The sequence below is a fragment of the Rufibacter sp. XAAS-G3-1 genome (assembly GCF_013623775.1).
Classification (GTDB): Bacteria; Bacteroidota; Bacteroidia; order Cytophagales; family Hymenobacteraceae; genus Nibribacter.
Genome location: NZ_JABFAM010000020.1, coordinates 57,760 through 72,180, shown reverse-complemented (window position 1 = coordinate 72,180; position 14,421 = coordinate 57,760). Strand labels below are relative to the sequence as shown.

The window sequence follows — 14,421 nt, the reverse complement described above, 5'->3', positions numbered from 1 at the left end:
TATGGAGGATTTCAGAAGTAAATACCCGGATGCCAAAAGTTTTGAGGATTTCCGCCAGGAAATCTCCATCATCGAGCTGGCCACCGCCAACGGTTACCACCATGAGGTGAGAAAGGGGTCCCGAACCCCGGTTTTCTTCAACCCGCAAACCAATGACCGGATCATCATCCTCAACCCGGCAAACCCGGGGAACCAGGGCTATTGGAACCCCGAGGATGACACGGACAAAGGCAGCCTGATCAATTTCGTGAAAAGGAGGCTGGGCACCCTGTTCCCGCAAAACAACGACCGGAACGAAAACGCCAACGTGAATTCCATCCTGTACAATTACCTTAAACTGCCGGAACCGGCCAAGCATCGGAACCGACAGTTGGTGGATACCGGAACCCTCCACAACATCGAGGCGCATCCCTTTCTGATCGACTACTATCAACTAAAGCCGCTTTATAAGAGAGACTTCTTCCGGGAAAGGGGGATTTCGCTGGAAACCTTGGAGAAACCGGAATTCATCGGGCGTATCTACAATGTGCAGTACCAGGATCCGGCCAAACCGGGACCCGTCTACACCAACGTGGCGTTTCCCTACCACCTGGCCCATGACACCCGGATGGTGGGCCTGGAGATCCGGAACAGGGACTACAAGGCCCACGCGGAAGGCTCCGACCGAAGCAACGGGGTCTGGCACTCCAACATGCCCCAAAAGCTGGACCGGATCGTGCTGGTGGAAAGTGCGGTGGACGCCCTCAGCTTCCAGGAACTCCGGAAGCCGCAAAACACCTTGTACGTTTCCTATGGCGGGAACCTAACCCTCAACCAGATCCAAACCATCAAGGAGCTGAAAGCCAAAGGCAACACGGGCCCTGACTTTCAGTACGTAACGGCCAATGACAATGACCAGAAAGGAGCCTACTATGATTTAATGTTCCTGAGGGAGCTAACTGCCGAAAAATTCCCCTCCCAACGGCTGGCGAACCCCAAAAATACCCTTAAGCTGGCTTTCTCCAGCGGGCAGGGCCAAGCGGGTGCTAACGAACCCGATGCCGTCGTGGACCTGGCAGACCGGCTGATGCGGGAACTGAAGCCGTACCACCGGCAGATCGATGAGGAACTGAGGAAGGAGGGATTGGGGAACGTCGTCAAAAGCGAACTGGAGAAGGATAAGATTAAATTCAACATTACTGGAAGCCAGTTGGTCGTGGAGATCCCGACTACTTTCTTCGCCCTGCACCAGTTCAACCAAGCGTTGATCTCAGCGGCAGGGTTGGAGAAAAAGATAAAGATCGAGAAAGCCATCTTGAATGACTATAACGAGGATCTGAAGCTGATCAAAGCCATCCATAAAAACCCGGAGTTGCTGGCGGACATCAATAAAAATGACCTGAAAAAGAGCCTAGGGGAAAAGCTGACGCAGGACGACCTGAAGTTCGTGGTTCTGCAGCCAGGGCGCTACGAACAGCTCCAGAAAACCTTTGGTTTAGGGAAAGAGAATGAGGAGAGCCAACAGGTGCTGCAGATGGAGAAGAAAGGAGAGGGAGTATCGGACAGGGAAAACAAAGAAGTATTGCGGAAGAATAAACCAGTAGACAGCCCCGCTAACACCAAGGAGAAAATCTCCCGCGTAAGCCACAAACGGTAGACCTCACCGCTGGGCAAACAGCGAAAACCAGATCCGGAAACGGGTTTGGTTTTTTTTTGTAAAGGCGAAGGCTCCCTACCGGTCGAAGCCTTTCCAGACGACGCTTCGCTTCGGCCGTACCGACAAATCTGCTCCCCCAGATTTTCCTCCAGGCTTCTAGCCCTGAATCCATCCGGTCAATCCATCCAAATCAATTACAAAGCAAGGTAAGGGTTGGCTTTTGTTTAGGTAGTACTCTGCTAAACAGGGGAAAATCAAAAGAAAGCAAAGGGGGAAAAGTTAGGGAACCAAGATGCTGTGGGTAAATAAATACATACGAAATGTATCTATAAAATTATACAAATCGTATATATAGTATAGGAAGCGGTTTAACAATTGTACTTAAAACCCCCAAGACCATGGCAACCCAAAGCGCACATCTCGAAAGATCAACTTCCTGGGAACAACTCTGTTTCCCGGTCCGGGAAGAGAAACTGCAGGCCCTTTTACCCGGATCGTACCAGCTGCTGCCCTCCGACCGGCAACGGGCGATCGTGGGCGCTATGCCTGATGGCACGCAGCACGTCTTTGCCTTGCAAAGTGATGAATACACCTTGATCCCCAATGAGTTGCTGCGGGAGGTGGTCAACAGCGTGGCCCCCGAGTATGTCCTGGATGCCCGTTTTACTCCGCTGGGGGATTTCGGGATCAACATCGTGTTACCGGACAGCCTGAACGTAGGCCCCGAGCGCATCTATAAGAACCTGATCATCACGAATTCCTACACCGGGAAAAGCCCCTTTACCATCCAGGGCTCCTCCATTGAATCCACCAACGAGGAAAAAGTAAAGGTTTCCTATTACCGCCAGATCTGCGCCAACGGGCTGATGGGATGGGCCGACGAATTTATGGGGTATGAAGCGTATTTTGAATGGCTCGCGAACGGCCAACCTAAAAAGTACCGGGATGCCTTGCAGGAAAAAGTGGAGCACGTCACGATCGAACGGATCAGAAAGGAAGAGAAGCTACTAGCTGAGACGTTCCACCACAAGGGATTGAACCTGGCGTTTTTCAAAGAGCACCTTGCCAAGATCCTGGAAAATTTCACCGCCCAACGCCACTCGGTCACCGGCACTGTTTACCAAAGATTGGTGGAGGTGGCACTCCCCACGGAGGCAGACGTCCAGAAAGTCATTCTCCAAGCGGGGTTGCCGAAGAAACTGGCTTCTTTGGCCGTGGAGCGGTTGCGGTTCGAGGAAAAGGAGTTGCAGGCCGACGCCAATCTATGGCTTTTATACAATGCCGCCAATTATGCCCTGTTCAATGGGAAATCGGCCTTGACTATCAACGAGCGGTTCAAGGCCGACCAAAGAGCCTTCCATAACATCGCCGAGATGGCGCTTTAAGGGACAGCTCAAGGGGCGGGTAAACGTACTTGCCCCTTGAGCTGTCCCTCCCATGGTTTTACAATTGTAAAACACCTGCAATTTGCCCGGCACTTACTAGGTGAAGTAGGAAGGTTTCGGCCAGCCGTTGCATTCTCTCTTTCCCCGTCCCTTATTGCTCCCGTGTGTGACATTTCCTCGAACGTTTCGGGGCTTGCCGAAGGCGGAGTTTTTTAGCACAAAAGTCAATAGAATTACTACTATTGAACCTTGCAGAAATGTTTAATAGAAGCACTTCAGCTCCGCTTTTGGCAAACCCTTGTTGTGTGCTGGGTTTCTTCGTCAGTCTAAGCTTAATTTATTATCAAGCTGTTTTGTAAACAATGGCAACCTGTCCAAATTCATTTACAGAACTTTGACAGGCTGCCATTTTATAATAATTGTGGTATGTTTATTTAGCCGCTAAAACGTCCAATTTCTCAATAGATGGTGCAGTAGCCAACAATTCAGGTGCATTTTCCATTAACGCCTTTGCAATCTTACCACCAAGATGTGCTTCTCTGCCTTCTTCATCTGAAAAAGTGTCAAAAATGCCAAATGTAGAAGTGTCAATACGGAACGCATACCATGTAATAGTACCCGCTTCTTCATTAGCAAGTGGCAATGCACTTGTAATAAACTCTTCAACATTTTTTTCTTTTCCTGCTTTTGCTTCTAGTCGAACTAATAATCCTAATTTTTTCATGTCTTTTTATTTTTAAATTAAACCAATTTTGTTTTAACAAATTTAGCTCATTGAAGCTTGTGAGGCTTTTTTATTTAGTTCAAAAACTTATGAAAAAAGGTCAAGTTTTCATAATGTTTTTTGGACTATAACCAAATTCATTTTTAAAGGCTGTGCTAAAATTTGATAAGCTATCATAACCAAAGTCCATATAGATTTCTGACGGTGTCGCTTCATTATTAAGCAATAACTTTTTGGCTTTGTTGAGCCGTTTTAGTTGAAACCATTTTCCTGGAGACTCTTGATATAATTGTTTAAATTTTCGCTTAAAAGTAGACAAGCTCATATTGCACAGAAAAGCGACCTCATCAATATTCAAACTCGTGTACAGATTTTTTTCAATGACCATTTTAAAAGATAATTCCCTTTCATTGATTAACAATGAATGGAGATAAGCAAAAAAACTTTGCCCATACTTATCAGCCAGATACAACATAATTTCTTCAAATTTTAATTCCAGAATCTTTTGAGAGATTGTTTGATTCAAGCTATAAATCAGGTGAATGGAATTAATAAAATGGATAATAAAATTGTCTTTTTGTATAAGGAAATAGGGGCTATTGGTGGCTGTTATATGAAAGTCCCTTGGGTTGAATAGATGTCCATATTTCAATAAAAAATCATTGATATTTTTTTGAGAAAAGAAAAAGAGCAGGCAGCTGTAACTATTTGCCCCTACAATTTCTGTTGTTAAAAAATTCCCCGATGCCAGGAGTAAGGATTGTGTATCATTTATCGAAACGATGTCATTCGAAAAGTGAATTTCCTTTTGTCCGTCCAACAAAAAACTGAATGCATTTTTGTTTAGATTAATCTTATTTTTGGAAACATGTTTATGCACTTCGTAGTTAGCAATTTGCAGGTCTGATGTTTCCGTGTAGTTATTTTCAAATAAATGTTCAGGAAAGTTTATAATATCCATAAAATTATTGTCTTAAAAACACTTTGGCATTGTAAATGTATTAAATTTATATTCAAAAATTGTTTGCTAAAGTTTGGATGAAGAGGTCGTTTAGCCTTGCACACAACGGTTAGTATAAACAACGTGCTAGGCCGTCGGCCGAAGGCTGACTTTTATACAATCCTATGTTTGCAAAAACTAATTAACTTGTATAAAAGAGAAGAAAGGAAGGAATAAGATTTATTATACAATGAGGCCCTTGCGAGCCTGTCTAACATGATAATCCCCTTCCTTTCCTATTGTCACTTTGAAGAGTTCCATAAAGCCCGAGAGCTTGCATCAGGATAGATAAAGCTACAATAGTCTTCTCCCTTGTCTTTTTTTAAACTTACTAAAAATCCCAAGCTATGCAAACTGTTGTCGGTATTGACGTGAGTAAGGAAACATTGGCTGTCTGCCACTCAGTAGCTGGCAAGCCCCAGCACCTGGAGGTAGAGAATGCTAAGGCGGGTTTCCGGAAGCTGGTTAAAATTTGCGGGCCGGAGAGCCTGTATGTGATGGAGGCGACGGGCTCCTATTACATGCGCCTGGCTTATTACCTGGCCAAGCAAGGCGCAGAACTGGCGGTGGTTAACCCGTTGATCATTAAACGCTTTATTCAGATGCATCTGGGCAAAGGCAAGTCCGACCGGAAAGACGCCCAATGGATCATGCGTTACGGCCAGCAAAATGAGCTGAAGCTTTGGCAGCCCGATGATGCGCAACTGGTGGAATGCCGTCAATTGGAGCAAACCATTGAACAGCTCATTAAGCAGAAAACCATGACCCTTAACTCCCTGGAGGCTTTAGAGCAACAGCCGGTCAGCAGTAAAGTGACCCTGAAAACTTTAAAGCTCACGTCACTGATGCTGCAGAAACAGATTCGCCTGCTGGAGCAGGAGCTGGATAATCACCTGCAGGAACAGTTCAAGGAGCAGTTGGAGTTGCTGAGTTCCATCCCGGGGATCGGAAAGAAAACGGCGGGTATGCTGTTGCTGTTTTACGGTGGTTTCAGGCAGGTCGGATCCTATCGTCAGCTCATTGCCAAGGCGGGTCTGTGTCCCAGGGAGTACAGCTCCGGCTCCAGTGTCCGGGGAAAAGTCAGGATAACCAAGATGGGTGGCGGCCAGATCAGGAGCAAACTGTATATGTGCAGCCTGACGGCGATGCGGGCAAACACGGCTTGTAGGGAATTGTATCAGCGGCTCGTGGCAAGGGGTAAAAACAAGAAACTGGCGCTGATTGCGGTGTGTAATAAGCTCTTAAAACAGGCTTTTGCCATTGTGAATTCCGGTATTCCCTACCAACCGGATTATAAAAGAATTTCCGCCTAATTCCCTTGACTTTAACAGAGTTCATGTTAGCGGTTGTTTTTTTTCTTAATTTCATAAATTATTAGGTTATAATATTAAAGAGTGCAAAAGTTGTCATTAACAAAATATGAAATTGCTCTATATCTAACATTTTCAATTTTGTCTATATCCTCTACAATATTAGCTTTATCACTGTGGTGATTTATAACCTCCTCTTCAAAATTATCTATATTTCCTCCCCCAAATGCTCTTTGGATGAAGCTACAAACCTCTATATCTTCTCTAAAGTCACCTGCATGAAAGCCTGGGTTTAAAAAAGAAATTACTGATTTTTTATTCTTGTAATAATTATTTGTAATTACAAAATTGTTTTCATCTATTGGAATATATAAGTAACAAAGGTATTTTGCTGAATAGGGCTTAAACATAAAAAGGTCTATAAATTTGCCGTCTTCTTCTTTGCAAACTCCATATTTTAGCACTTTAGTATTGAATTCTTTTTCTACAAGTTTTGATATTTCAGCAATATTTATGTTTAATATTTCCTCTAGTGAAGGTTGCTTTTTTTTGAGAAACGAATCAAATAGTCCCATTTTTTTTGGTTTTTAAGGTTATAAATAATATAAAACTCTTCTATATGCAACACTTCCGAGTTTGGAATAGATGTCATCAGAAATTAATGTGTCGCTAGTTGAATAGATGTCGTTGGTGTCCATTCCACTTGACATTGCATAACTCATCTTTATTTGTCCTCCATCATACACTTTTAATCCTAAATCTTTTGAACAAAAGTTGATAACGTCATTAAATGAGGACTTATTTGTTTGAAGGTTTCTATTATAAATAAAGCCTTGGTCATTTACTGCTACTAAAACTAAGCAAGCATATGTTACATCATTATCGTTGAAAGATTTTAATTTTGGGAAACTTGGCCCAAAAACATTATTTTCTTTCCCAGTTAGGTTTGAACTTTCGATTGGGTAAATAGTCCTAAAAAGTCCGCTGGTTTTTTTAGCAAACATTTTACGAAGAATTACTGTATCGAATTCTTTTTCTATTTCTTGGCTCAACCTGTCCAATGAGTTTTTAACTTCACTATTTTCCATATTATTTTTTTTTAAATTACCGCTAACGGCTAGTGTAAGCGGCGGGCGAGGCCGTCGGCCGAAGGCTGATGTTTACACCTTGTTGGGCGGAGTAATTTTAACTTTATCTTCCTCGAAATGCAATTCGAATACTAGTACGAAGTGATTTAAATATTAAAAGTAAAATTGCAACTGCATTTAGTAAAATTAACAAAGCACCCAAAATCAAATCATTTACACTCTCATTATAATATCGGTCGTTAATAGACAAGTCGAGATTTGGCCAAAAAAAGAACAAGCCAATAAAACCGCAAAAAATAGCTAAAGCAAATATTGAAAATCCTAATAAATTCCGTTCTTTAAGTATATAAAAGTAGAGACATATATAAATTATACATGTCCCAAAAATTGCAGCATTTTCCATTAAATCAAAGAAAGCACCAACTGCTTTGTAATTTTCAGCTTTAACTTGGAAAGTAATTAATAATACTAATGATGCAATTAAGGTAATTCTTCTATTCATTTTGTTTCTTATTACGCCCAACTACTGGGTATAAGGAGCAGTTCCGGTTATTGGCACTTTGGTTAGAGGTAAACATCCATATATCCACCCAAAATCAACCGATAACCGGAACCGGACTGCCGAATATACTATATAGTCTAGGCAATATAAAGCAACTCGGCGAAAGTTTCCCCGCCCCGCGTAAGTACCAAAATCCCACCCCCTTTTCGCTCTCAGGGGAGGTTTTCTCTCTTGATGGTAGTTATGCTCAATAAGGCTGATTCTGGGCTAAATGCAGCTTTCCTTCTTGCCTACTACCGCCCCATTCCCCTGAAGTGGCAGTGCTATACCTTTCATTACTCTTACCGGGGAAAAGGCAAGCTTTCCAGGTGGCAAGTTGTCCTGATTTTCGCCCCACAGCCTACCGCCCGGAATTAACGTCGTTCCCCTTTGGTTATATAGGTATACCCAAATCTATTGGCCTTGGCCGGTATTTTGGCGTATATTATCCTTCCAAACTACTTAGATCTATGCTGTTAGACGTATTTAAGCCAGCACAGCCGGGGTTGACCCCGGAGCAGGTGGAGGCCAGGAACGAAAGGGAGAAGTCCGCTTTGAGTTCCCTGGCGGGGATCCTGACCAATGCCCCCATGCCCGACGGTTTCGCGGTCGAGCTGATGCAAGGCTACGTGGACGGGGAGCTTTCCCTGGCGGAGGTAAAGGAACGGATCATCGCGGAAACGAAGCGCCGGTACAGCTCCCCGTCCACGTAGCCTATGGCTGATCTATTCACCGACAGTCAGGGCGTTCTCTTAAATACATTAGGGATTACCGATGCCCATGCCCTGTCGAAGGCGGAAGCAAACATCGCGTGGGCCAGTGTGGAGGAACTTAAGCAAAGGGGAGGGGTGCCGGGGGGCAAATTCGACACAGACCACTTCCAGCAGATCCACCGGTTTATCTTCGGGGATATCTATCCCTGGGCGGGGGAAACCAGGGCCGACCGCCAGTTCCAGGGGCACAAGCCTACCCAGGCGACGGGCAGCCGGGAAATCATGGTTTTTGCCCCTTACCCGGACATCGACCGGAACCTGCAGGCCTTAGCCGCGCAATTGGAAAAGGAGAACTACCTGAAAGGCCTGCCCCTCGAACGGTTCATCGACCGAGCCGCCTTCTACCTGGACCAGTACAACTATACCCACCCTTTCCGGGAAGGCAACGGCCGAAGCCTGCAGAGCGCCTTTTCCCAACTGGCGCGGCAGGCAGGATTCCGCCTTGATTTCAACCAACTGAGGAACAAGGAGGCGTACAACCACGGCCGGGATCTGGCCATGGTTCGGGTCCATGGGACCCCAGGCAGGGACCTGGAAGGTCTGAAAAACATGCTCCGCACGGTGACCGGTCCGGTGCCCACCCAAGGGGCCGGGCAGACCTGTCGCCTCTCCGCCGTGCCTACGCCTCCTTTATCCCAGGAACTCCTGCGGATGGAGGTGAAGCGGGAGTTTGACGTTACTTTCCTCCGGCTAACCGAGGTGTACCCGGTGCTGAGGGGGATGGAACCGATCGATGCTTTCCTGCAACGGTTCCATGCCGTACGGTTTGACGGAAAACAAATCGCCAGACACAAAGATGCTTTCCAAACCGTCATCCAGGCCATTATGAACCACCCCGGGGTGGCACCCGCCTCCCAGGACTTCCAAGACGCCAAACGGTTCGGGTACTCTATTCTGCAATTGGAAAAAATAGCCCAAGGGCAGAAAATAGGGGAGGAGCCAACCCAAAAAACGAAGGGCCCCAAGCTGGTTTAAAAATCGCCTCCCAACGGACCCACCGGGCCTAAGGGGCACCGCGCCTTTGCCTATGCAAAGGGTGCTTTACCCCCAGTTGAGCAGGACACTCAAACAGAGGAAGCTACCCGTGATGTTGAAGACAAAGGAGATGACGCTGATGGCCTTATAGGTCTCCTGTTCCAGGTAGGGCTTCCGGTCATGGAGCCAGAGCAGAAAGGTGCAGATAACCCCTATCGTAAGGCTTAGGAAGATGATTGTATTGACTGTCTCCATCGCATTCCCCTTTACTTTATACCAACCCCTAAAGTTCTATCATACGGTTACCGAACGATCTGGATTTCTTCCCGGTGGGTAGTGCCGCCAGGATCAGGCTCTTGCCTCTTTTCCAGTTGCTGACCGGTAGGCGGCCGAACCTGCCCTCCGGAATAAGCCCCTAACCGGGGTTTCCTATACCTGTACTTTTTGTAATCATTTGCTGGTACGTATCGTATATAATACTAAATACTAAAGGAAATGACTTTCGTGCCGGAGGTGACTGATGGAACGATTCCCCTGCCGGCAACGGTATCCCTACGGGTGGCCGGTGGTAAAACCAAGCAGGGGCTCCTCCCGTCGTTTGTTCCTTTTATTTTTTGTGGGTAGGAGGGTATTCCTGGTCATGCGATGGGAAGTTGTTTTCCGAGGTTGGAAAATCCCGGGTTCTTTCGGGTGATATTTTTTTTGGCTTTCGTGTCCCGCTTGTTTGCAGGTATTCAGAGTGATTCGTATTTTACTTAACTAAATTGACTTATTGCGCTTCGCTCACTCCCAGGACTTGCAGGACAGGGCTTCATAGTTTTAGATGCTTTGTCAAAGATTTCAATTACGCCCCCGATGAAAACAACTGAGATAAACTTTGAGGATGACTTACGATACGTGAAGGTGAAGATTGGCTTGGAGGAAGGTAAGATAAAGAGCCTCGGGGAGGTAGTTGCGATCATCCCGGTTTCCCATATCGCCAGAAAACTCAGCCTGAATACCGTACGGCTGCAGGCGAAGATAAAAGACCCCAGCACCTTCCGGGTATCCGAGCTGCAGGCATTCGCAAAGCTCGTCAACGTTGATTTCCTGACTTTGGTAAGAATTATCTACGCGTCCCCCCAACCGAGTAACCACGAATGCCATGAATCACAGCCATGAAATTGTACTGCACACGAAAGAAGGATTTATTGTAAGGGTACAGAGCACCGAGTTAATGGAGAAGTTCCTCGCTTCCCCCCAGTACAGGATGATGGGTGATTGCCCCCTGGAGAAAATAATCAGGTTTATCGAAGAGGTAATGGATTGCCAGGTGCCCGAGCAGAGCCGGGCAGCGTTGCCCTGTTTCCTGGAGGCACTGGGCCACCCAGCACATCTGCTGTCCGCCTAGATTCCCTAAACTGCAATAGCCCGGCCTGCCTCCGGGCTATTGCAGTTTTACCGTTTTGTTTCCCTTTCCTACCTGTTCCGATCCCGAAGCTAAGACCGATCGCCCTTTTGGAGTTTAGCCGGGCCAACTCTGTAAACCTTGGGGGGTGCCTCCTAGCACCTGCAGAAGGATTGTTTCCCATTTTTTGGGTAATTTCACCCATCAGGAACGTTCTACCTTACTGCACGATGCCGGAACAGCATAATATCGAGTACAAGCAAAGCTGGCACGATGACTACCTGAAATGGGTAGGCGGGTTTGCCAACGCCCAAGGCGGCACCATTTTCATCGGCGTGGATGACCGCGGAAACGTGGTGCATGTGCCGGACTTCAAGAACCTGATGGACCTCATCCCCCAGAAGATCAAGGACCTTCTGGGTATCCTGGTGGAGGTCAATCTCCACGAGAAAGAAGGAAAGCATTACATCGAGATCATCACCCCTCCCTACTCCATCGCCATCTCCCTCCGGGGCAGGTATTACTACCGAAGCGGCAGCACCAAGATGGAGCTGACCGGCCATAGCCTGACGGAGTTCCTGTTGAGAAAGTCGGGCAAGACGTGGGACGATGTGCTGGAGCCCGCCGCCACGCTGGAGGATATCGATGGGGAAAGCGTCCAAATCTTCCTGAAGGATGCCGGGAGGGCAGGCCGTTTGCCTGATGTGTCGGGGTTGAGTGTGGCGGAGCTCCTGGAGAAGCTGCGGCTTTCCGATAACGGACGGCTGAAGCGGGCGGCCATCCTTCTTTTTGGAAGGGACCCGGGCCGTTTCTATCCGAACATTCAGGTCAAAATGGGCCGGTTCGGCCAGGGTGACGCGGACCTGAGGTTCCAGGAGACCGCGGAGGGGAACCTCATCCGGCTTCTGGGCGAGGTGTCCGGGCAGCTTAATCAAAAGTTCCTCACCAAGGCCATCGAGTTCGAGGGGCTGCAGCGCGTGGAAAAGGGGGAGTATCCCGTGGCGGCCATCCGGGAGATGCTCCTGAATGCCCTGGTGCACCGGAGCTACCTGGGCAGCATGGTGCAGATCAGGGTGTACGATGACCGGTTCAGCATGTGGAACGAGGGTACCTTGCCCGAGGGCCTTTCCCTGGAGGCCCTGAGAAGGCAGCACCCTTCCCGGCCGAGGAACCCGGTGATCGCCGAGGTCTGCTTCAAAGGCGGGTACATCGATTCCTGGGGGAGAGGTACCCTCAAGATCCTGGAAGCCTGCCGGGAGGCCGCGCTTCCCGAGCCGGAGATGAGGGAGCAGGACGGCGGATTCATGATCACCCTCTCCAAGAACCAGCTTGCCGAAGAACACCTAAGGAGAAGGGGGCTCAGCGACCGGCAGTTGGCGGCGGTCTCCTTTGCGGTAGAACACGGCTTTATCGACAATGCCCGCTACCAGAAGATAAACGGCATCGGCAAGACCACGGCCACCGAAGAGCTGCGGCAGCTCGTCGAGAAAGGCATCCTGGTGCAGACCGGCAAGGGAAGGGGCTCCAAGTATCTGCTGGCTAAGTGAATCGGCCGCTAATTGGCCGAATCGACCGTTAATTGGCCGCTAATCGGCCGCTAATCGGCCGAACCGACAGCTACTCATACGGCATTCGGCGACTCAGCCTTGGCGAAACAGATCGTAAGGCAGGATTCCAACTAGTAGTCCTATATCAGAATAGTTGTATTACAAAAGGGAAGAAAAGAGGCTCTCCCGGTGCGTGTGTGCATAAATAAATACATACATAAAGTATCTTATTTTTATACGAAACGTATATATTATTAGACGTGACCGATCAAGGGACAGCACTCAAAAAGAACTTCTTATGCAACTTTCATTATTAGCGGAATTCGACCGCGCAAAAGGCGAACAACTTAACAGCTTAGAAGAGGAACTGGTGGGGGTTCCGCAGATAGAACTGTCCTACCGGGTCGGGAAGCCTATCACCGGATTAAGAAGAATCACCTGCTCGGAGGACTGCGCCGCCGCCTTCCGAGAAAACTGGGAGACAAACAAAATCGAGTTTGTGGAGCAGTTCAAGGTACTGCTGCTCAACCGGAACAACCGGGTACTGGGGGAGTATGAGGTCTCGACCGGGGGCGTCTCGGGCACGGTGGTGGATATAAAGCTCATCTTGGCCGCCTCCCTTCTCTGCTGCGCCAGCGCGATCATCCTGGGTCACAACCATCCCAGCGGAAACACCCAACCAAGCGCGGCAGACAAGGCCATGACCAAAAGGGTGAGGGAGGCCGCCGCCCAGATGGACATCGCCGTGTTGGACCATATCATCCTGACCGTGGATTCCTTTTACTCCTTTGCCGACGATGGGGAGCTTTAAAACGCAGACTGCAGGGGGCCGCCCGCCTGACGGCGGGGGCTTCTTTGGGTTTCGTTATACCCATTTCTTTTATACTTTTCTCCAAATAGGACATATGGGAAAGCCGTATCCACTGAAAAACAAAGACGATGCCACTTACCTTGTATGATTTCCTCCGACAGGGGCAGGGGGAACGGGCCGCGTCGGTCTTCCGAGAGGGGGAGTTCCTGGCCTCCTGTGCAGAGAGGGGCAACCTATACCACATGGGTACCTTCTACGCGGAGGTGCTCTATGATGGGGAAAGGAACGAGGTCCGGGAGGTGCGGGGCTTCCGGACCCTGCGTAACCTTGAGCCCTACCTGAAATATATCACGGTCACCGGCAACGGAGTAGGCCATGGCGGAACGAAACCGGGCAGCGGACCGGAGGATTGAGGTTCGGTAGTGGACGGTGCTCTGGGTTCAGGAGGTCTATTCCCTCCTTTTTCTTAGGATTGATTTTGCATGCCTATCACTTCTTATAAGTTCTGTCTATTATGGTTTTAAGGTTTCCCCCGGAGGCAAGTAGTCTCTTTTCCCTATTCATACCCGCATAACTTTCTAGTCCTCTGGTATATTAGGTTAAAATACGGATCTTATCTTCCGTACAAGTACTAAAGGAGGAAAAGTGAAGGATTTAGTTCTGAGTGTAGTCTATGCCCAGGTGCCGTTGCCGGAAATGCCCCATGGTTTCCCGGTCCAGGCGGTGGAGGTGCGCGCCTCCCTTGGCATGGGCGAGCAGGAATTGGCTCCCCACCAGTCCCACCTTAAGGGGAGACTCATCCAGGTCTCCGCCCATCAAGATTACGTGTCGCTGACCCGAAGCGGGGTCTTGCGGGTGGAGGGGCTGTGCCGCCAGCCCCTCCACCCCAGGTCTGAACCACGGCTGCCCGGCCCGGGGGAGCCCTCCGCCTAGCGGTCCTGAACCATAAGGGACAAGCCGCAAAAGAAAACCGCACACCTTTAAGGGGTGTGCGGCCATTTGAATTCCCCCAGAGCGCGGGCGGATAAGGGGCTGACACAAACTGTTATGAAAACGGTAAACTAATACTTGGTCATACCCCAGGGCGTGCGTTAGGTTTCAGGGCTGCCTGACATGCCGTGTTTAAACTGATAATTAAGTGTTTACCTATGGGTATGGTATTTCCTGCTTAGGGAAAATACCTGCGAAATCACGCCGGAGACGGGCATGCCCTACCTGCGCTTCCCTGACCAACCCTCCAACCT

At 48.3% G+C, this 14,421-nt stretch carries 17 protein-coding genes; 10 read left to right on the top strand and 7 right to left on the bottom strand.

What is annotated here, in order from left to right:
* Nucleotide 1 precedes the first annotated feature (1 nt).
* Complete coding sequence (locus HHO50_RS18710) at nt 2–1,636, top strand: toprim domain-containing protein (RefSeq protein WP_181308339.1); 1,635 nt, start codon at nt 2–4, stop codon at nt 1,634–1,636.
* A gap of 398 nt (nt 1,637–2,034) precedes the next feature.
* Nucleotides 2,035–3,021 (top strand): hypothetical protein, encoded by a 987-nt coding sequence (locus tag HHO50_RS18705; protein WP_181308338.1) that lies wholly within the window; start codon nt 2,035–2,037, stop codon nt 3,019–3,021.
* A 430-nt stretch (nt 3,022–3,451) separates the two neighbouring features.
* Here the strand turns inward: HHO50_RS18705 and HHO50_RS18700 are convergent, their stop codons facing one another.
* Together HHO50_RS18700 and HHO50_RS18695 are read right to left on the bottom strand one after the other, a co-directional pair.
* Nucleotides 3,452–3,745, bottom strand: a complete 294-nt coding sequence (locus HHO50_RS18700; protein ID WP_181308337.1) for a putative quinol monooxygenase — start codon at nt 3,743–3,745, stop codon at nt 3,452–3,454.
* A gap of 100 nt (nt 3,746–3,845) precedes the next feature.
* Nucleotides 3,846–4,706, bottom strand: coding sequence for an AraC family transcriptional regulator (locus HHO50_RS18695; protein ID WP_219921587.1), 861 nt, complete (start codon nt 4,704–4,706; stop codon nt 3,846–3,848).
* A 386-nt stretch (nt 4,707–5,092) separates the two neighbouring features.
* Here HHO50_RS18695 and HHO50_RS18690 point away from each other — a divergent pair, with 386 nt between their 5' ends.
* Entirely contained in the window at nt 5,093–6,058 is a 966-nt protein-coding gene (locus HHO50_RS18690) for an IS110 family transposase (RefSeq protein ID WP_181308335.1), read from the top strand.
* A 74-nt stretch (nt 6,059–6,132) separates the two neighbouring features.
* Here HHO50_RS18690 and HHO50_RS18685 read toward each other — a convergent pair whose 3' ends face one another.
* From HHO50_RS18685 to HHO50_RS18675, 3 genes are all read right to left on the bottom strand, one after another.
* On the bottom strand, nt 6,133–6,630 hold the full coding sequence (locus HHO50_RS18685) for a hypothetical protein (RefSeq protein ID WP_181308333.1): 498 nt from the start codon (nt 6,628–6,630) through the stop codon (nt 6,133–6,135).
* A gap of 18 nt (nt 6,631–6,648) precedes the next feature.
* Entirely contained in the window at nt 6,649–7,143 is a 495-nt protein-coding gene (locus tag HHO50_RS18680) for a hypothetical protein (protein WP_181308331.1), read from the bottom strand.
* Between the two features lie 103 nt (nt 7,144–7,246).
* Entirely contained in the window at nt 7,247–7,645 is a 399-nt protein-coding gene (locus HHO50_RS18675) for a hypothetical protein (protein ID WP_181308329.1), read from the bottom strand.
* Between the two features lie 509 nt (nt 7,646–8,154).
* On the opposite strand from HHO50_RS18675, the gene HHO50_RS18670 reads away from it, so the two are divergent.
* Both HHO50_RS18670 and HHO50_RS18665 read left to right on the top strand, forming a co-directional pair.
* A complete protein-coding gene (locus HHO50_RS18670) occupies nt 8,155–8,397 on the top strand; it encodes a hypothetical protein (RefSeq protein WP_181308328.1) in 243 nt (80 codons plus the stop codon).
* 3 nt (nt 8,398–8,400) lie between these two features.
* Nucleotides 8,401–9,432 carry a Fic family protein gene (locus HHO50_RS18665; protein ID WP_181308326.1) on the top strand — a complete coding sequence of 344 codons (1,032 nt, stop codon included), beginning with the start codon at nt 8,401–8,403 and terminating at the stop codon, nt 9,430–9,432.
* Nucleotides 9,433–9,498: 66 nt separating this feature from the next.
* On the opposite strand, the gene HHO50_RS18660 is transcribed toward HHO50_RS18665, so the two are convergent.
* Entirely contained in the window at nt 9,499–9,687 is a 189-nt protein-coding gene (locus tag HHO50_RS18660; RefSeq protein WP_181308324.1) for a hypothetical protein, read from the bottom strand.
* A gap of 600 nt (nt 9,688–10,287) precedes the next feature.
* Between HHO50_RS18660 and HHO50_RS18655 the strand changes: the two genes are divergently transcribed.
* From HHO50_RS18655 to HHO50_RS18635, 5 genes are all read left to right on the top strand, one after another.
* Nucleotides 10,288–10,593, top strand: a complete 306-nt coding sequence (locus tag HHO50_RS18655) for a hypothetical protein (protein ID WP_181308322.1) — start codon at nt 10,288–10,290, stop codon at nt 10,591–10,593.
* The gene (locus tag HHO50_RS18650) at nt 10,577–10,822 is read left to right on the top strand and encodes a hypothetical protein (protein WP_181308320.1); all 246 of its coding nucleotides are present in this window, start codon (nt 10,577–10,579) and stop codon (nt 10,820–10,822) included. Before HHO50_RS18655 ends, HHO50_RS18650 begins: the two co-directional genes overlap by 17 nt.
* Nucleotides 10,823–11,049: 227 nt before the next feature.
* Entirely contained in the window at nt 11,050–12,366 is a 1,317-nt protein-coding gene (locus HHO50_RS18645; protein WP_181308319.1) for an ATP-binding protein, read from the top strand.
* A gap of 298 nt (nt 12,367–12,664) precedes the next feature.
* On the top strand, nt 12,665–13,177 hold the full coding sequence (locus HHO50_RS18640) for a JAB domain-containing protein (protein WP_181308317.1): 513 nt from the start codon (nt 12,665–12,667) through the stop codon (nt 13,175–13,177).
* Between the two features lie 128 nt (nt 13,178–13,305).
* Nucleotides 13,306–13,590, top strand: a complete 285-nt coding sequence (locus HHO50_RS18635; protein WP_181308314.1) for a hypothetical protein — start codon at nt 13,306–13,308, stop codon at nt 13,588–13,590.
* Between the two features lie 241 nt (nt 13,591–13,831).
* Here HHO50_RS18635 and HHO50_RS18630 read toward each other — a convergent pair whose 3' ends face one another.
* Entirely contained in the window at nt 13,832–14,140 is a 309-nt protein-coding gene (locus tag HHO50_RS18630) for a hypothetical protein (protein ID WP_181308312.1), read from the bottom strand.
* Nucleotides 14,141–14,421: the final 281 nt, after the last annotated feature.